At 65.7% G+C, this 17,486-nt stretch carries 17 protein-coding genes; 6 read left to right on the top strand and 11 right to left on the bottom strand.

Annotated features, from left to right (window positions below):
• The first annotated feature begins 34 nt into the window (after nt 1-34).
• Genes K0P03_RS30300 through K0P03_RS30275 form a run of 6 tightly spaced genes read left to right on the top strand, consistent with a single transcriptional unit; the run spans nt 35 to nt 5,050 of the window.
• Entirely contained in the window at nt 35-1,114 is a 1,080-nt protein-coding gene (locus tag K0P03_RS30300) for an Ldh family oxidoreductase (protein WP_272791544.1), read from the top strand.
• Nucleotides 1,114-1,899, top strand: coding sequence for a hydroxypyruvate isomerase family protein (locus tag K0P03_RS30295; RefSeq protein WP_272791543.1), 786 nt, complete (start codon nt 1,114-1,116; stop codon nt 1,897-1,899). The genes K0P03_RS30300 and K0P03_RS30295 overlap by 1 nt, the downstream gene beginning before the upstream one ends.
• Complete coding sequence (locus K0P03_RS30290) at nt 1,896-3,272, top strand: NAD-dependent succinate-semialdehyde dehydrogenase (RefSeq protein WP_272791542.1); 1,377 nt, start codon at nt 1,896-1,898, stop codon at nt 3,270-3,272. The genes K0P03_RS30295 and K0P03_RS30290 overlap by 4 nt, the downstream gene beginning before the upstream one ends.
• 8 nt (nt 3,273-3,280) lie before the next feature.
• Complete coding sequence (locus K0P03_RS30285) at nt 3,281-3,688, top strand: cupin domain-containing protein (protein WP_272791541.1); 408 nt, start codon at nt 3,281-3,283, stop codon at nt 3,686-3,688.
• An 11-nt stretch (nt 3,689-3,699) separates the two neighbouring features.
• On the top strand, nt 3,700-3,993 hold the full coding sequence (locus K0P03_RS30280) for an antibiotic biosynthesis monooxygenase family protein (protein WP_272791540.1): 294 nt from the start codon (nt 3,700-3,702) through the stop codon (nt 3,991-3,993).
• Nucleotides 3,994-4,003: 10 nt separating this feature from the next.
• Complete coding sequence (locus tag K0P03_RS30275; RefSeq protein WP_272791539.1) at nt 4,004-5,050, top strand: AbrB family transcriptional regulator; 1,047 nt, start codon at nt 4,004-4,006, stop codon at nt 5,048-5,050.
• On the opposite strand, the gene K0P03_RS30270 is transcribed toward K0P03_RS30275, so the two are convergent.
• From K0P03_RS30270 to K0P03_RS30220, 11 genes are all read right to left on the bottom strand, one after another.
• Nucleotides 5,035-6,105, bottom strand: coding sequence for a threonine aldolase family protein (locus K0P03_RS30270; protein WP_272791538.1), 1,071 nt, complete (start codon nt 6,103-6,105; stop codon nt 5,035-5,037). The two genes, K0P03_RS30275 and K0P03_RS30270, sit on opposite strands and share 16 nt — an antisense overlap.
• Nucleotides 6,106-6,412: 307 nt before the next feature.
• Nucleotides 6,413-7,216 (bottom strand): hypothetical protein, encoded by an 804-nt coding sequence (locus K0P03_RS30265; protein WP_050744293.1) that lies wholly within the window; start codon nt 7,214-7,216, stop codon nt 6,413-6,415.
• 193 nt (nt 7,217-7,409) lie between these two features.
• Complete coding sequence (locus tag K0P03_RS30260) at nt 7,410-8,576, bottom strand: PP2C family protein-serine/threonine phosphatase (RefSeq protein ID WP_050744294.1); 1,167 nt, start codon at nt 8,574-8,576, stop codon at nt 7,410-7,412.
• Between the two features lie 110 nt (nt 8,577-8,686).
• The gene (gene tssE, locus K0P03_RS30255) at nt 8,687-9,166 is read right to left on the bottom strand and encodes a type VI secretion system baseplate subunit TssE (RefSeq protein WP_023515575.1); all 480 of its coding nucleotides are present in this window, start codon (nt 9,164-9,166) and stop codon (nt 8,687-8,689) included.
• A gap of 15 nt (nt 9,167-9,181) precedes the next feature.
• Entirely contained in the window at nt 9,182-10,708 is a 1,527-nt protein-coding gene (gene tssC, locus K0P03_RS30250) for a type VI secretion system contractile sheath large subunit (protein WP_272791537.1), read from the bottom strand.
• 7 nt (nt 10,709-10,715) lie between these two features.
• Complete coding sequence (tssC, locus tag K0P03_RS30245; protein ID WP_272791536.1) at nt 10,716-12,209, bottom strand: type VI secretion system contractile sheath large subunit; 1,494 nt, start codon at nt 12,207-12,209, stop codon at nt 10,716-10,718.
• Between the two features lie 4 nt (nt 12,210-12,213).
• On the bottom strand, nt 12,214-12,717 hold the full coding sequence (tssB, locus tag K0P03_RS30240; protein WP_023515572.1) for a type VI secretion system contractile sheath small subunit: 504 nt from the start codon (nt 12,715-12,717) through the stop codon (nt 12,214-12,216).
• Nucleotides 12,718-12,759: 42 nt separating this feature from the next.
• Nucleotides 12,760-13,899, bottom strand: a complete 1,140-nt coding sequence (tssA, locus tag K0P03_RS30235) for a type VI secretion system protein TssA (protein WP_023515571.1) — start codon at nt 13,897-13,899, stop codon at nt 12,760-12,762.
• Between the two features lie 209 nt (nt 13,900-14,108).
• Nucleotides 14,109-14,723, bottom strand: coding sequence for a DUF6931 family protein (locus tag K0P03_RS30230; RefSeq protein ID WP_023515570.1), 615 nt, complete (start codon nt 14,721-14,723; stop codon nt 14,109-14,111).
• Nucleotides 14,724-14,785: 62 nt separating this feature from the next.
• Nucleotides 14,786-16,822 (bottom strand): type VI secretion system Vgr family protein, encoded by a 2,037-nt coding sequence (locus K0P03_RS30225; protein ID WP_272791535.1) that lies wholly within the window; start codon nt 16,820-16,822, stop codon nt 14,786-14,788.
• A gap of 149 nt (nt 16,823-16,971) precedes the next feature.
• Nucleotides 16,972-17,448, bottom strand: a complete 477-nt coding sequence (locus K0P03_RS30220) for an Hcp family type VI secretion system effector (RefSeq protein ID WP_023515568.1) — start codon at nt 17,446-17,448, stop codon at nt 16,972-16,974.
• Between the last annotated feature and the right edge of the window lie 38 nt (nt 17,449-17,486).

Here is a 17,486-nt window from a genome sequence, read left to right as displayed (position 1 = left end):
CGGATGGGAAAACGCAACCCTCAGGGAGCCCACCATGGCTGAAACGCTTTACTTCCGAGCCGAAGACCTGACCCGCTACGCCACCGAGATGTTCCTCTCCGTCGGCATGAGCAAGGCCGATGCGGCGCTGATCGCGGGCGACCTCGTCAAGGCGAACCTGCGCGGCGTCGACAGCCATGGCGTCAGCCGCATCCCGATGTATCTGGAGCGGCTGAAGCGCGGCCTCGTCAATCCGCGCCCCGACGTGAAGGTGACGAAGGTGGCCGGCGCCGTCGCCGCGGTCGACGGCGACAACGGCATGGGCTTCGTCGCCTCCAACATCGCCATGAACGCCGCCTGCGACATTGCCGGCGAGATGGGCATCGGCCTTGCCGGCGTGAACCGCTCGACGCATTTCGGCATGGGAGCGTGTTATGCGCTGCGCGCCATCGAGCGCGGTTTCATCTCGATGATCTTCACCAATTCCTCGCCCGCCATTCCGATGTGGGGCGGGCGCACCACCTTCCTCGGCGCAAGCCCCATCGCCGCCGGCATTCCGGGCGGCAAGCACCCGCCCTATGTCATGGACATGGCGATGACGGTCATCGCGCGCGGAAAAATCCGGCTCGCTGCCATGAAGGGCGACCCCATCGCCGAGGGCCTGGCGCTCGATGTCGACGGCAACCCCACCACGGACGCCGCCAAGGCCTTCGAGGGCGTCTGCCTGCCCTTCGGCGGCGTCAAGGGTTCGGTGCTTGCGACACTGATGGACCTGATGTCCGGTGTCCTCACCGGCGCGAATTTCGGCGGCGACGTGAAGAGCCTCTATTTCGACCATTCCGAGCCGCAGAATGTCGGCCACCTGTTCTTCGCCATCAAGCCGGACCTCTTCCTGTCGCTCGATGATTTTGGCGCGCGCATGGACGAGTTCTACGAGCGCATCAAGGTGCTGCCGCGCGCGGCCGGCGTCGACGAGATCATGATGCCGGGCGAGCCCGAGCAGCGCCGCGAGGACGAACGCCGCCGCACCGGCATCCCCGTCACCGGCAATGTCGTCGCGGATCTCATCGCCGAGGGTGAAGGCCCCGGCGTCGCCTTCCCGGAAGGCAGCGCGGCCCCTTTCGAGGCAGCCTGATGAACCGCCTCTCCGCCCACATCGGCTACCTCTATGGCGACCTGCCGCTTGCCGAACGGCCGGCGGCGGCGGCACGCGACGGCTTCACCGCCGTCGAGCATCCCGAGCCCTTTGCCGTGCCGGCGAAGGAGATGCGCGCCCGCCTTGCCGATCTCGACCTCACCTTCTCACAGGTCACGTCGGGCATGGGCGATGCAGCCGCGGGCGAAAAGGGCCTTGCCGCCCTTGCCGGCCGCGAGGCTGCGTTCCGCGCCGGCTTCGACCGGGCGCTTGCCTATGCGCTGGAGATCGGCTGCCCCTTCGTCCATCCCATGGCGGGAGTGCCGAAGGGCGGCGTTCTGGATGCAGCCGAGACCTACAGGCTCAACCTCTCCTGGGCGCTGAACCAGGTGGAGGGCAGCGGCGTGCGGGTGCTCGTCGAGGCGATCACCATTCCCGGCTACCATATGGGCAGCCTTGCCCTTGCGGCAGAGTTGCAGGACCAGTTCCACGGCCGTTTCGCCCTGCTGTTCGACACCTACCATGCCACCGTTCTCGGTGAGGACCCGCGCCTCTGGATCACGCGGAATGCCGACCGCATCGGCCATGTCCATATCGCCGACCACCCCGGCCGCCACGAGCCGGGAACCGGCACGCTCGCCTTCGAGCCCATGCTCGCCGCCCTCACGGCAGCCGGTTACGCCGGTGCAATCGGCTTCGAATATATCCCCTCCGCCGCGACATCCGCCAGCACGTCCTTCCTTCCCGGCTGGAAGCGGCTCCTTTCCGAAAAGGTTTCCCCATGACCGCGATCACCTCCGTCAATCCCGCCACCGGAAAGCCCATCCGCAGCTTCGACCTGCAGGACGATGCCGCCGTGGACGCTGCGCTGGAGGCAGCAGCCCGCGCACAGCGCGCCTGGCGGCGCGTCCCGGTCGGCGAGCGCGTGGCGCTGCTCACCCGCATGGCCGCGGCGCTGCGCGCCGGCAAGGCGCGGTACGCCGAGATGATCGTGCGCGAAATGGGCAAGCCCATCGCCGAGGCCGAGGCCGAGATCGAGAAATGCGCCTACAACTGCGATTTCTACGCCGAGCATGCGCCGGTCTATCTCGCCGACGAGCCCGTTGCCTCCAATGCCAGCGAGAGCGTCGTCGCCTTCGAACCGCTCGGCGTGGTGCTGGCGATCATGCCGTGGAACTATCCGTTCTGGCAGTATTTCCGCTTCGTCGCCCCGGCGCTTGCCGCCGGCAACGGCGCGATCCTCAAGCACGCCAACAACGTGCCGGAATGCGCGCTTGCCGTGCAGGAGGTGATGGACGCCGCCGGCACCCCGGCCGGGCTGACGGCGACGTTGCTCGTCGATACGGCCAAGGTCGCCGGCCTCATTGCCGACCCGCGCATCGCGGCCGTGACGCTGACGGGCTCGACCGAGGTCGGCGCCATCGTCGCTTCGCAGGCCGGCAAGGCGCTGAAGAAGCAGGTGCTGGAACTCGGCGGCTCCGACCCGTTCATCGTGCTCGCCGATGCCGATCTGGAGGCCGCCGCCGAGACCGCCGTCAAGGCGCGTTACATCAATGTCGGCCAGTCCTGCGTCAACGCGAAGCGCTTCATCGTGGAGGAGGCCGTCGCTGATCGCTTCACCGCGCTCTTCGTCGAAAAGGCCGCCGCGTTGAAGATCGGCGATCCGATGGAGCACGACACGAAAATCGGCCCGATGGCGCGCGAAAACCTGCGCACCGGTCTGCACGATCAGGTCAAGCGCTCGCTTGCCGAGGGGGCCGTGCTGAAACTCGGCGGCGAGCCACTCGAAGGCGATGGCTTCTACTATCCACCGACCGTGCTCGACCACGTCAGGCCAGGCATGACGGCCTTCCGCGAGGAAACGTTTGGCCCGGTTGCCGCCATCATCCGCGCGAAGGACGCGGACGAGGCCGTCGCCATGGCCAATGACAGCGAATACGGCCTCGGCGCTGCACTCTGGGCGGGCGATGCTGCCCGCGGACGAGAACTCGCCGCCCGCATCGATGCCGGCGCCGTCTTCGTCAACGGCATGACCGCCTCCGACCCGCGCTACCCCTTCGGCGGCATCAAGCGCTCCGGCTACGGGCGTGAACTCGGCGTCTATGGCATCCGCGAATTCGTCAACATCAAGACCGTCTGGATCGGTCCTTCCAAGTGAGGTCCCCAATGTCCGAACCCGCTATCCTGCGCCCGCACGAGCTGAAGACCAACGACCGCGGCGGCGGCGCGCGCACCACGCCGCTCGTCACCCGGCGCTGCGGCTCCACCAGCATGATCAACGGCATCACGGCCTTCGATCCCGGCGCCGCCATCGGCCTGCATTTCCACAATTGCGAGGAAAGCGTCATGGTGATCGAGGGTGAGGCGATCGCCGAGATCGATGGCGTGCAGCACCATCTTTCCACCAACGACACGACCTGGATTCCCGCCAACGTGCCGCACCGCTTCATCAACGCGTCGGACAAGCCGATGCGCATCTTCTGGACCTACGCCACGGTCGATGCCACCCGCACCATGGTCGCATCCGGCGAGAGCCGGTCGATCGATGCCGAACACGGCCATGCAGCGAAATGAAGGAGAACCCCATGTCCCCCGTCGTTGAGGTGGCGGAGATCAGGGTCACCGATCCCGCCGGCTTCGAGGCCGCCGTTGCGGCGGCGCGGCCCTTTTTTCTCGCTGCCGAAGGTTGTCTCGATCTCGCCTTACACCGCGTCGTCGAGACGCCGGAGACCTACCGGCTGCTCGTGACATGGCGCAGCATCGAGGACCATATGGTCACGTTCCGCGCTTCCGACGGTTTCCAGAGATGGCGGGGACTCGCTTCGCCCTATTTCGCAGCGCCGCCGGTCGTCACCCATTCGGCGGCCGTGGCTCTCTGACGGGCGGGGCATGGCGCGCACCCTCCTTTTCCGGCGCGGGATGACCGTGCTGATCGCGGCAGCTGGCGTTGCAGTCTTCCTCGCCCTGCATCTGCCCCTGCCGTTCCTGTTCGGGCCGATGGCCGCCTCGCTGGTGGCGGCGCTGTTCGGCGCGCCGCTGGCAGGGCTGGGGCAGGTGTCGATTGCCGCGCGCTCCGTGCTCGGCATTGCCATCGGAACCTCCGTCACCCCGGCGCTGATCGCCGAACTGCCCTCGATGGTCGCCTCCCTGGCACTGGTGCCGGTCTATATCGTCGTGATCGGGCTGATCGGCGTGCCCTTCTTCCGGCGCGTCTGCGGCTTCGTTCCGGTAACGGCCTTTTATGCCGCCATGCCCGGCGGGGCGGCGGACATGACGATCTTCGGACAGGAGGCCGGGGCGAATGTCCGGCAATTGTCGCTGGTCCACGTCACGCGGCTGATGGTCATCATGGTCGTTGCGCCCATCATCCTCGTCAACATCTACGGCGTCGGCCTCACGCATCCGGTCGGCCCGCCGGCCTCCGACCTGCCGGTTCCGGAAATGCTGATCATGGCGGTCGCCGCTCTCGTCGGCTGGAAGGGCGGCGAGCGGATCGGCCTTTTCGGCGCGGCGATCCTCGGGCCGCTCCTCGTCTCCGCCGTCCTGTCGCTCGCCGGCATCCTGCATCTGCGTCCGCCGCGCGAGGCGCTTCTGGCCGCACAATTCCTCATCGGCATGGGCATCGGCGTCAGCTATGTCGGCGTGACGCTGCGCGAACTGCGCAACACCGTCACCGGCGGGGCTGCCTTCGTGCTGATCCTCGCCGCGCTCGCCGGCGCGGTGACGGAACTCGTGACGCTGACCGGCCTTGCCCCGCCCGTCGAAGGCTTCCTTGCCTTCATTCCCGGCGGGCAGGCGGAAATGTCGATGCTGGCGCTGGTCTCCGGCGCGGACCTGAGCTTCGTCGTCGTGCACCACCTCACGCGCATCCTGGTGGTCATCCTCGGCGCGCCGATCCTGTTCCGCCTCATGCGCCGGGCTCAGCCGCCCGGCTGAGGCGACCGCAGCCGTGCCAGCGCCGCAACGATCGCCCGCCCGGCGACCTCCACGTCCTCGGCGGAAATGTCGATATGGGTGACCATGCGGACGCGGCTCTCGCCCTCGACATTGACGCGGATCCCCGCACCGAACAGTGCCTCGGCCAAGGTGCGCGCGGGAACGCCTGTCCCCGAAAGGTCGAGAAACAGGATGTTGGTGACATCGCCCTCGGGCTGCAGGCCAAGGCCGGGCACGACGCCGAGCAACGTGGCAAGCCGGCGGGCATTGGCGTGATCCTCCGCCATGCGCGCGACATTGTGATCGAGCGCATAGAGTCCCGCAGCGGCGAGAATGCCGGATTGCCGCATGGCGCCACCGAGCCGGTGCTTCCAGATCAACGCCTCTTCGATGAAGCCTTCCGGCCCCGCCAGAACCGCACCGACCGGGCATCCCAAACCCTTGGAAAGATCGATCCAGACGCTGTCGCACGGCGCGGCGAAGCGGGCCGCCGGAAGGCCGGTGGCGACGGCGGCGTTGAGCAGCCGCGCACCGTCCATGTGCAGCGCGAGCCCCTTTTCCTGCGCCAGTGCCTTCAGGGCAAGGATCGTCGCCTCGGGCCAGATGCGCCCGCCGCCGCGATTGGTGGTCTGCTCGATGGCGATGACCCGGCTGCGCGGCGAACGGTGGCGCGGCACCCGCAACCGGCGTGCGACGTCCTCCACGGAAAAGAGGCCCGTCGCCGTCTCGATCGGGCGGAACTGCGCCCCGGAAAGCGCCGCTGCGCCCGCCCCTTCCGAACCGAAGACATGGGCGTTTTCCGCACAGACGATCTCGTCCCCCGCCCGGCAATGGACGAGGAAGGCGATCTGGTTCGCCATCGTTCCTGAAGGCAGGAACAGCGCCTTCTCTTGCCCCAGCAGCTCGGCCACCCGTGCCTCCAGCGCCAGCGTCGTCGGGTCCTCGCCCCGCTGCTCATCCCCCACGACCGCCGCCGCAATGGCCTGGCGCATGCCTTCGCCGGGGCGCGTGGCGGTGTCGGCGGCAAGATCGATGAGGGGGGAAGGGGGGGACATGAACGCTATCCTTGAATGCGAGGCGGCAACCGGCGCGCCGACGGCGCACCGGAGCGATCCTATCCGGAAGGAGACGGTTGCCACAACACGCAGCCGCACCTGATGAGGAGGCCACTTCCTACCTCCACGCCCTGGAAGGGTAGCACAACGGCACCGCAGGAACGGAGATCCCGGCTCGGCCTGCCCGGAAGGGCGGCGCTGGCGACAATCGCGCCGAGACGCGGAAAGGCAAGAAGCTTGCCTTTCCGTTCAGAAAAAGGGTCCGGTCCGGCGCAGGATCTGCCGCGACCGCCCCAGGGCGCGCCGATTACATCAGCATCAGCTTGTCGTTCAGCGCCATCCAGCCGCCGGGCTCCTTGATCAGGGCGGCAGTGTCGTGCTTGCCGAAGATGCGGGTGAAGCTGCGTTTTGTGAAGATCTCGTAGAACATCGCCGAGGCCGGGCCGACGGGCCCGCCGCGGCCACCGAAAGCACCGGCGATAACGGTTTCCTGATACGCGCGCCAGTGAACCTCCATCGCGGTGCGCGCGACGAGCTTGCTCAGCGTCACCTTGATGCCGAGCTTGGCGACGGTGGTGGCCACGCTGGTGGCGAGGCCGACCGCCGGGATCGGAATGGCGGCACCGGCAAGACCGACGCCGCGCACGCCGATCTTAGCCACCTTCGCCTTGAGCATGGCATCGACCCAGCGCGTCACCGTCTCGCTCTTCTTGAAGCCCTTGCCGGCGGCCTTGATGCCGATGAGATGCGCAGCCGTGGTGCCGACGGCGCTGCCCTCCTTCAGGATGCTACCGACATCGACCGCCGTCACGCCCGAGGCAAGGCCCCCGGCGAGACTGACCGCGCTGCCGCCGAGCCCCTTGAAGGTGCGCCCGGTGAAATACTTGCGCGTCTTCGGCGACATGCCGTCATGTCCGTTGGCCAGGAAGGCCGGGTTCGGGATGACCCTCTCATCCGCATCCTCCGCGCCGTAGACCTCGCGCAGGAAATGCACGACCGCCACGATGCTCGATGCGGTGTCGTCCATATCCGCGATCGATTCCACGACACACCAGCACACGTCTTCCGCGTCGCCCTTGTCGAGCGCGCCAAAATTGATACCACCCGGCACGACCTGTCCCCCTTTGAAAAACCAGAGACCGGCCCGTGTGCAGCCCTTGCTCGCCGTGCCGTTCTACCCCTTGTCCCCACTACGTTACGCGGCGTCGCTTGCTTACGCCATCACTAAAATGCCGACGCAGACGCTACTGCAAACTCCGCACAATTGACAGTGGCAAGTCACGGCCCAACCGCACTTTTCGCGTTCAGGCACACCGCCGGACGACCAGCACCGTGATGTCGTCGAACTGTGCCGCGCCGCCGGCAAAGGCACGCGCCTTCGCCAAAACGGCACCGGCAAGATCGGCCGAGGAAGCGCCGCGATTGCCGGCGATCTCGGCAAGGATGGCCTCCGTACCGAACTGGGCCTGATCCGCGTTCTGCATGTCCGAAAGACCATCGGAGGTGAGGAACAGGCAGTCGCCCGCAGCAAGGGTCAGCTCATGATCGGCAAAGGTCAGCGCCTCGATGACCCCGAGCGCCGGATCGGGCGGCGTGGAGACCTCCGACACGGCCGCCGCGCCTGTCAGGATGGGATAGACATGCCCGGCATTGCAATAGGCGAGGCGACCGGTCGCAACCTCCAGCAGGGCGAAGAACAGCGTAACGAAGCGGGAATTCGGATTGTTCTTGCAAAGCTCGTCGTTGACGAGGGCGACGATCTCGGAAGGCTGCGGCACCCGGCCGGCTATGGCGTGGAACTGCAGCGTCCCCGCCCGCAGGAGACTGCGCGTGCGCGCCATGAAGAGCGCGGCCGAAGCACCCTTGCCCGCCACATCGCCAATCGCCAGCGCGACGAGGCCCGGCGCGACCTCGAACACGTCGTAGAGATCGCCGCCGATTTCAAGGGCAGGATCGACGCTCGCAAAGATGTCGAGCCTTGCCGGATCGACGGGAAATTCGGTGGGCAGCATGGATTGCTGGCACAGCCAGGCTTCCGCCAGTTCGCGCTCCAGCCGGTCGAGCTGGCGCTGGTTGATGTCGCGCAGGAACTTGCGTTCCAGCACGGCCCTGACGCGGGCAGCAAGCAGCGCGGGATTGAAAGGCTTCGGCAGATAGTCCTCGGCGCCCAGCTCGACGCAACGCACCACCGTCTCGATCTCCGATGCGGCGGAGATCATCACGACGGGCGTCTTCTGAAGCCAGCCTTCGTCACGCATGGCCTGCAGCGCATCGACACCGTTCATGCGCGGCATCATCACGTCGAGCAGCACGAGATCGAAGGGCTCGCTGCGGATCCTGTCGAGCGCCTCGAGGCCGTCGGCCGCCTGGTGCACATCGACGAGACCCTGCCGCCGCAGCCGGCGCGCCAGCACGTCCCTATTGTCCTCGATATCGTCGACGATGAGGATTCTTGCCTGGGAGAAATCCAAAGAGGGCCTCGTGGCTGCGATGCGGATGAAGGGCGGCGCCTGGGTGTCAGGTTACGCCAATCGCGCGGCGTTTCAAGGCGGCGGATGGAATTGCCATACCGTGCCCGGCCTTACCGCCCGTTGATCGAGAGCATGCCCGTCACGGGATCGATCGCCGTGTTGAAGATCACCGCCTCGCTGGAGGAATCGGTTTCCAGAAGCGCGTTGATCTGGAAGCGCAGCACCCGCTCGACCTGGTTTTCCGGCACGACCAGCACGACGGAAAGCTCGCGGAAGCGTGGCTCGAACCGGCGGATGACATCCTCCAGTCCCTTGCGGAACTGTTCCTGCTGGGCGGGCGAGGCGAGGTGCTGGCTTTGCACTTCCGGCAGGCCGTAGGTCAGGATCGACTGGCGCAGCTCCGTCAGCCGCGCGTCCTCCGGCAGGCGGCCCGGCCGGGTGTTGAACAGGATTTCCAGGTCGCGCCGGACCGATTCGTGCAGTTCCTGCATGGCGCGGTCGGCGCTGCGATCGGTCTCGATGCTGTCGCCCTGCAGCAGCCGGTCGAAGAGCGGAAGCCGGGGAGGGGCCTTGTTGGGAAGCCGGGCCATGCGTTCTCCTTTGCCTTACCGCGACCGCATCGCCTGGACTTCAGTGCGCATCCGGAACCCCGAGACGACCTGGTCGAACTGGAAATGCGGCTGGAGATGCAGCACGCAGTTCATGACGCCCGGGCGCCCGCTCACCTCGCTCATCTCCAGCCGCGCCCCGGCCAGCGGATAGCGCGCCTTCAGCTCGGGGCCGGCATCGGTGTTGCCGATCGTGTAGTTGCGCAACCAGTCTTCGAGATACCGTTCGAGGTCCTGCGGCGTCGTATAGGCGCCGACCCGGTCGCGCGCCATGATCTTCACATAATGGGCGAAGCGGCTCATGCACATGACATAGTGCAGCATGGAGGACAGCCGGCCATTGACCTGCATGGGCAGGTCGCCGTCATTCGGGGCGGCATAGAGCGATTGCGCGCCGAGGAAGACGACGGACCGATCGAAATTGCGCGGGGTAAGCGCGATGAAGCCGAGCCCTTCGAGAATCTTCTGCTTCTTGTCGGTAAGCTCCACCTCCAGCGGCCGCCGGTAGGCGATGGCCTCGCCGGTGGAAAAATTTGCCGCCGGCAGATGGTCGACCACACCACCGAGATCGCCCTCCGGACCGCGCGTGCCGCACATGTCGGCAAACCAGCCCCAGTCACGGAAGGCGCGGATGGCAATGACGCCGAAGGCGAAGGCGGCATTGCCCCAGAGCCAGGAATCGACCCCCGCGCCACCCTCGCTGTAGCGGAAGCCGTCCTGGCGGGAGGCGCTGTCGCGGTATCGGTCGCGCAGCAGGACACGCGGCATGGCGATGCCGAGGAAACGGCTGTCCTCGAGGTCGCGCAGCCGGCGCCAGCGATGGTATTCGCCGAGCTGGAAGCCTGCATCGAGACGTTGTGCATAGGAAAGGTCGGCGAAGGTGGTGACGCCGAAGAGCTCCGGCGCGGCACCAAGGATGCAGGGAGAGAAGGCCGCAGCGGCGACCTGCGCAAGCCCGGTGAGCGTGCCGACATCGTCCTGCCCGCCGGGGGCACGGTGGCGCACCGCATGATCGCACAGAAGCAGACCGTAGGGCACGCCGCCCGGCATGCCGTATTCTTCGCTGTAGACCTTGGCGAACAGCGTGCTCTGGTCGAACTCGATGGCACGGTCGAAGTCCCGCGACAGCTCCGCCCAGGTCGCGTTGAAGAGCTTGACGCGGACCTTGTCGTCGTTGCCGGTTTCCGAAAGCAGGAGATCGACACCGCGCCAGGAGGCTTCCAGCGCCTTGAAATCAGGAGTGTGAATGATGGCGTCGATCTGGTCGCCGAGGAGCGGATCGATCGCCGCGATATCGCGGGTCAGCACCGCGCGCCAGCGGTCGCCGCCCTTGCGCGGGCCGAACCAGAGACGGAGGCATTCGGCAGGGTCCTCGCAGTCGAGGAACCGGTCGAGTGCCGCGGCAGGAGCATCCCCGCCGCGGCCCAGGACAGCGTCGACGATCCGAAGCCGCAGGCCGGCTTCGCCCGTCGCACCATCGCCGCCGGAGGCGTGTCCCGCAGCGATGGCGTCGTCTTCGTGCATCCGGGCGTCAGCCCATCTGCGGAATGCGGGCGACGAGGCGCATGGAGGCGGTCAGCTCTTCCATCTGCAACCACGGACGCAGGTACGCGACGGCGTTGTAGGCGCCCGGCGAACCCGGGATTTCCTTCACCGTGACCTGGGCTTCGGCCAGCGGATACTGCGCCTTCATCTCGGCGCTCGCATCCGGATTGCCGTTGACGAAGTTACGGATCCAGTTGTTGAGCCAGGTCTCGCAATCGCTGACCTCGAGGAAGGAGCCGATCTTGTCGCGGCCCATGACCTTGAGATAGTGCGAGAAGCGCGACGTCGCCATGATGTAGGGCAGGCGGGCGGAGATGGCGGCATTGGCCGTCGCGTCCGGCTTGTCGTACTTCTTCGGGCGCTGGGTCGTCTGTGCACCGAAGAACACGGCATAGTCGGTGCTCTTGTAGTGGCAGAGCGGCAGGAAGCCGAGCTTGGAAAGTTCGGCTTCGCGGCGGTCGGTGATACCGATTTCCGTCGGGCACTGCTGGTCGGCATCGCCGTCGTCGCTGGTGAAGGTGAAGGTCGGAAGGTTCTCCACCTTGCCGCCGCCTTCCGCACCGCGGATGGCCACGCACCAGCCGTACTTGGCGAAGGCCGAGGTCAGGCGTTCACCCAGCGCGTAGGATGCATTCATCCAGGTGAAGTCTTGCGACTGCATCTTGGTGACGACGCCGTTGGCATCGATCGGGGCTTCCTCGAACTTGAACTCCTCGATCTGCTTGCCCTGCGAACCGTAGGGCACGCGGGCGAGCACGCGCGGCATGGTGAGCGTGACGAAGCGGCTGTCGTCGCTGTCACGGAAGCTGCGCCACTTGATGTATTCCGAGCTGTCGAAGATCTTTTCGAGGTCGCGCGGTTTGGAAAGCTCGGTGAAGCTTTCGAGGCCGAACATCTTCGGGCTGGCGGCCGAGATGAAGGGCGCGAAGGACGCAGCGGCGACATTCGACATGCCCTGCAGCACTTCGAGGTCTTCCGTGCCGCTGCCGAATTCGAAGTCGCCGATCAGCGCGCCGTAGGGTTCGCCGCCGGGCGTGCCGAATTCGTTTTCATAGAGCTTCTTGAAAATCTGGCTCTGGTCGAATTCGACGGCCTTGGTGAGGTCCTTGTGCAGCTCCTTCTTCGTCATGTTGAGCATGCGGATCTTCAGCGTCGAGCTGGTTTCCGAGTTCTTGACGAGATAGTTCAGACCGCGCCAGGTGCCTTCCAGCTTCTGGAACTCATCATTATGCATGATCGCGGTGAGCTGCTTGGAAAGCTTCTCGTCGATGGCCGCGATCGCCTTGTTGAAGGTCTGCGTCAGGTTCTTGCTGAACGTCACCGTGCCGGAAAGGGCTTCGGAGGTCAGCGTGCGCAGGAGGTCCTGGATCTCGTCGGGCTCGGCGGTCTTGGTGACCTGGATGGCCTGGTCGAGAAGGCTCAGGGAGCCGGTCTCTTCGGCGACAGCGGCGCTGCCGGCTGCTTGGGTCTCGGCGCTCATGCCCTTACTCCTTCTCTGCGCCAAGCTCGCCCGCCAGGGCCGTCAGCTTGTCGGTGTTCTGCAGGACTTCTTCCAGGAGGCTTTCCAGCTCTTCCGAGCGATCGACCTTCGACATCAGGTCGCGCAGCTTGTTGCGCACGGCCAGCAACTTGCGCAGCGGCTCGACCTGGTCGACGATGGCGCCGGGCTCGAAATCGTCGATCGACTTGAACTTCAGCGCGACCGGCAGCAGGGAATCGTCACCCGCCAGCGTGTTCTCCACCTTGAATTCCGCGCCGGGCGTCATGCGCTGCATGACGTCGTCGAAATTGTCGCGGTCGATCTGGATGAACTTGCGGTCACGCAGCGGCTTCTGCGGCTCGTAGGGCTTGCCCGAAAAGTCGCCGATCACGCCGACGACGAACGGCAGTTCCTTGCGGACCTGCGCGCCTTCCGTCTCCACGTCATAGGTGATGTGAACGCGCGGTGCACGCACTCTCTTCAGTTTCTGTTGAACGCTTTCTGCCATGACGGCCCCCTCTTCAAGCGGTGGATTTTCTGCGACTCGTTATCAATAACCCTGTTCGGCCGGCTCCGGCGGCTTGATGCCCGCCGCCAGCAAGATGCGCTGCAGATGGGACGGGTCCTCGACCAGCTCCAGCAGCAGTTCGGGCAGGCTCATGCGCGCACGCCTGACGGCGTCATCGAGCGTGTACGACATGGGCGAATGGGGCTCCGTCTTGCGGAAATAGGCGGCGATGCGGGACAGTTCCGCCAGCGCCTCCTCACGAGACTGATAGCCTTCGATCTTCCGCACGACGACGGTGGTTTCCCCCGCCGCGCGCATGCCGGCCTCGCCCTCGTCTGCCGGACCGTCGGCGGCGATGTCCTCGCTGCCGGAAGAGTAGTTTGCAACTGCCAGCTTGTCAGCGGCGAAATGGGCGATCGAGCGGGAGATCTCCTCCAGAAGCTCGCGCAGCGCCGAAACGGGCGGGGCATCGACGCCTGCCACCGCGTCGAAGGCCGCCGACATCTCGGCAAGGGCGGCAAGCGCCTCCGCGATTCCGGTCTGGGTTTCGGCGAAGAAGGAGGCGGGCGTATCGGCCACGCTCTCCATGAATTGCTCCATGGTCACCGCGCCGTTGTCGATCCGCTCCTGCCGGCGATTGGAATCGGTGACCTTGGCAAGGTCCGTCGCCTGCTCGTAGTTCCACAGCGAGTAGCTGCCCTGCGAACCGCGGGTGATGGACACGAGGCGGATCGGCTGGATGAGCGTACCGACCGCGCCGGAGCCGTTGAGGCCGGCGACGGCGGATACTTTTCCTTCCACACCGTCTTCGTCAAGCTCGGGAAAACACGTCTCCCAGAAACCCGCGACGAGGCCGGTCATCACCTTCAGGCCATCGCGCAGGCCCATGAACCCGTCCTGCCGCAACAGGGCTTCGATCAGCCATGCGGCGATTTCGAGATCCTTGCCATGCGTGCCGAGAATCTCCGCCGCCGTTTCGGCGACCGTATCCCATTCCTCGGGCGGTGCGCCGCCGAGTTCGACAGCGGCCCGCTCGGCCGAGCGGGCGGCGTTACGGGCGTCCTTGGTGCGGTAGTAGAGCGAGGTGGGGGAGCTGTCGGAACGCGGATCGGTCCCGGCAGGCGCCTCTTCCGAGATCGGCTGGAGCAGAGCATCGACATCGATAACCTGCGGCAGAGCCATGGGTCTAGATCCTCCCCTCGCGGGCTGATTGCGGAATAGCCGGCGCATGCCGCTTCCGCCGCACTTCAATTGGATACCGCTACACGCGGGGCTGGCAGAGAATGCTTAGCCCCAAATACTTAATTGATCTTGAAGCGAATCTCCCGATTCTGGAGCTTCGCCCCGAGCCTGTTGTTCCACAAACGTCACACGTTTTTGTGAAGCCTGGCTCACGATCCATTCGTTCCTACCGGCCGCTCGCCCGGCAACCAGCCGTTGCCGCCATTGGCAATGCTGACCGCCCGGACGATCGCCGTCTCGAAGCGATCGACGAGCGTCGCCGCATCGCCATTGGTGATCGACAAGAGGATGGACGCCCCCGCGCCGATCGGCCCCAGGCGCGGATCGGCCTCCGCATCCGGCATGCCCTCCGGCGCAAGGCTGCCGCCGGACCAGAACACCGAGAGCGCGGCATAGGCCGCCGCTCCCGTGAACTTGGCCGATTCGGCGCATTCCATGCAAGAGCGGCGACGGGCGTCGCTCGGCTCGTAGACCCAGGCCGCCGTGCGGTCGAGGCACAGCATTTCCAGCTCGGTCGGCACCGGAATGTTGGTTCTGGCCACCACATGCGCCCACCAGATCGCCTCGCGGATGGGCAATGCAAAGGCGACGAACCGCACGGCGTCCCCAATGTTTTCCGCCTCGACGAGCAGCGCGAGGAAGCCTTGCGGTGACAGGTCGGGCAAAAGGAAGGGGCGAGCCTCGGCAGACAGGTCCGCCCGGCTGCAGATCTCCTGCGCCGTCTGGGCCGTCACCTTGCGGAACGCTTCCGTCTGGATCTTCACCGTCTGCCCTTCGTTCTTGCCGGTTCCGGATGGCGGAGCGCCTGCTCCCCACCGGAGCCGGCCTAGTTGATCTTCACGATGCCGCCCTTGAGGATGGCCATGCCATCGCCCGCGACGTTGACGACCGGTCCCTTGACATCCGTCTTGGCGGAACCCTCGATGGAAAGGGTGACGCCCTTGATGGTGATGCCGGCCTGCGTGATCTCCACCGTGCTGGCGCCGCATTTCAGCGTGATGCCCTGCATCGCCTCAAGCGTGATCTTGCCGGCGCTGGCCTTCGTCGTCTGGTTGCCCTTGGACAGCGTCAGGCTGTCGTCGCCCATGGTGAGCGCCACGGTACGGCCACCCTTCTTGAGCGTCAGGTCGTCATTGCCGGTGGACAGCGTGACGGTGCGGTTGCCCTTGTCGATGTCGAGCGTCTCGTTGCCCGTCTCGATCTTTTCCGTCCGGTTGCCCTTCTTGATCGTCAGGGTCTCGTTGCCCTCGGTGATCTCGGTGGTGCGGTCGTTCTTGATCGTGCGCTTCTGGTCGTGCCCGACATCCAGCGTGTCGTCGTTCTCGACTTCCCGCAGGAAATCCTTCTCCGCATGGAAGGTGATCTTTTCTTCGCCCTTCTTGTCCTCGAAGGAGAGCTCGTTGGCATTTGCCGTCTGGCCGGACTTGCTGCTGCGGGTCAGAAGCCCGCTCTTCGTCATGTTGGCGGGCAGCGCCCAGGGCGGCATGTTGTCGGCATTGTAGACAGCGCCCGTCACCAGCGGCCGGTCCGGATCGCCGTCGAGAAACTGCACCACCACCTCCATGCCGATGCGCGGCACGAAGACGGAGCCCCAGTTGCTGCCGGCGAGCGACTGCGCCACGCGCACGAAGCAGGAGCTCTTCTCGTTCTTCTTGCCGTAGCGGTCCCAATGGAACTGCACGCGGATGCGGCCATATTTGTCGGTGTGGATCTCATCGCCGGACGGGCCGACGACAAGGGCGGTCTGCGGCCCCTGAACCACGGGCTTCGGCGTCGGCAGCGGATTGCGCGCGATGCGCGTCGCCGGCATGGAGGAGAAACGGTTGCGGTAGTAGGGTTTGACCTCGGTGCCGGGCCGCATGGTGAAATGCGCGCGATCAAGGGCCTCGTGATGCACTTCCGTCAAGACGAGGCGGCGGTTTTCCGCAGAGACGGGATGCCCCTTCAGCGTGAAGGCATGGCCGCTCGTGAAGCTGGCGCAGGTGCCGCCACCGCTCGCCGTCTCGAAGCCGGCCTCGGCCGCGTCGATGGCGGCGGTGGCATACCGCTTCAGCGTATCGGCTTTCACAGACGTGCCAGGGAAGCGGAAATGCTCCCATTTCTTGCTCGAGGCGGGCTGCTGGTTCGTCTTGCGTTCGCCCTCGATGTTGTCGGCGGGCTTCTCGAAGTCGTAGTCCTCGATATGCCATTCGGCGTCCGTGAGGCTCGCGCCCGTGTCGAAGGTGTGGATGCTGTCGACCGCCTCTTCCTGCGCCTGGCGGTATTCGACGGTGTCCTGCAGGCAATCGGCATAGGCGGACGCGTTGTCTGCCAGCACCAGCTTGTGCTCGCCGTCCTTGTGCTTGAAGAAATAGAAGATGCCCTCCTCGGAAAGGAGGCGCTGGAAGAAGTCGAAGTCCGTCTCGCCGAACTGGACCCGGTATTCACAGGTCTCGTAGCTGGCGCTCAGCTTCTTCTCGAAGGGCACGTCGCTGTCGCCGAGCAACTGCTCGATGATGGCGACTGCGGTCTTCTCCTGGAAGACCTTGTGATCGGAGGTGCGCTTGAGCAGCCACAGGCTGGGCGAGACGACAAGCGTATAGAGCCGGTATTCGTTGCGCGTGAAGGCACCGGCCGAGAAGGCGGTGACGATGCCGTTGACATAGCGGCGCTTGCCGCCGGGACGCGCCATGGAGAGGGTCACGCTCTTGCCGAGCAGATCCTTCGGATCGATCGAGGCGCGCGTGGAAAGGGCGCTGACGGTGAATTCGAAGAGGCTGGAGATGCCTTCCGTGCCGCGCGCTTCCGTGGCGACGAAGACGTCTTTCCCGAGAGGTGTCTCCAGGGTGATCCAGCGGTCCTCTTGAACTAGGGTCGTCGCCATGGGGTCTTGCTGCCCGAAAGATGCGCGCGAGGCACGCATCGCCGTCTTGTGTCATGGGTCGGAGGCGGCAGGGCCGGACGCTCCGTCGAAGCTCGCGGCGCGACCCCGCCTCTTGCGGTAAGCCGCGCCGTGAAGGCCTGTGGCTGGCGTCAGCCGCTCTTGGTCGTGGACAGGTCGTAGTTGACCGTGACCGGGGTGCCGCCCTTGTTCTTGTCGTCGTAGGGCACGAACTTGAATTCGATCTTGGTGAAGTTGATCGAGAGCGATTCCGTCGGACGGTCACCGCCCGAGGAGACGCTGTAGCCCGAGATGAGCGCGTTGGTCAGCGTGTATTCGACATAGGTGTTGCCCGGGTTGCCCGTGCTGACCAGGTGGATTTCCACCTTCTTGCCGGTGGTGCCCGTCACCGATTCGGTGAACAGCTTCGGCGAGGCGCCGTCGAGCGTCTTGGTGACGACGACTTCACTGATGCTCGGCTCGCTGGCCTCGCGGTTCGTGCTTGCGCCCGCCGGCGTGGAAATGCCGCGGCCGACGCCGAACTGCAGGGACGACACGTCGATCCACTTCTTGTGGGTGTCGTGCGTCGCTTCCCCTTCGATGCCTTCGTATTTCAGGTAGATTGCCATAGTTTGCTCCCTTGGTATCCTGATGGAGATGTCGTCGA

The sequence above is a fragment of the Shinella sp. HY16 genome (assembly GCF_028534175.1).
Classification (GTDB): domain Bacteria; phylum Pseudomonadota; class Alphaproteobacteria; order Rhizobiales; family Rhizobiaceae; genus Shinella.
The sequence above is the reverse complement of the archived record's forward strand: the minus strand, read 5'-3'. Positions and strand labels throughout refer to the sequence as shown.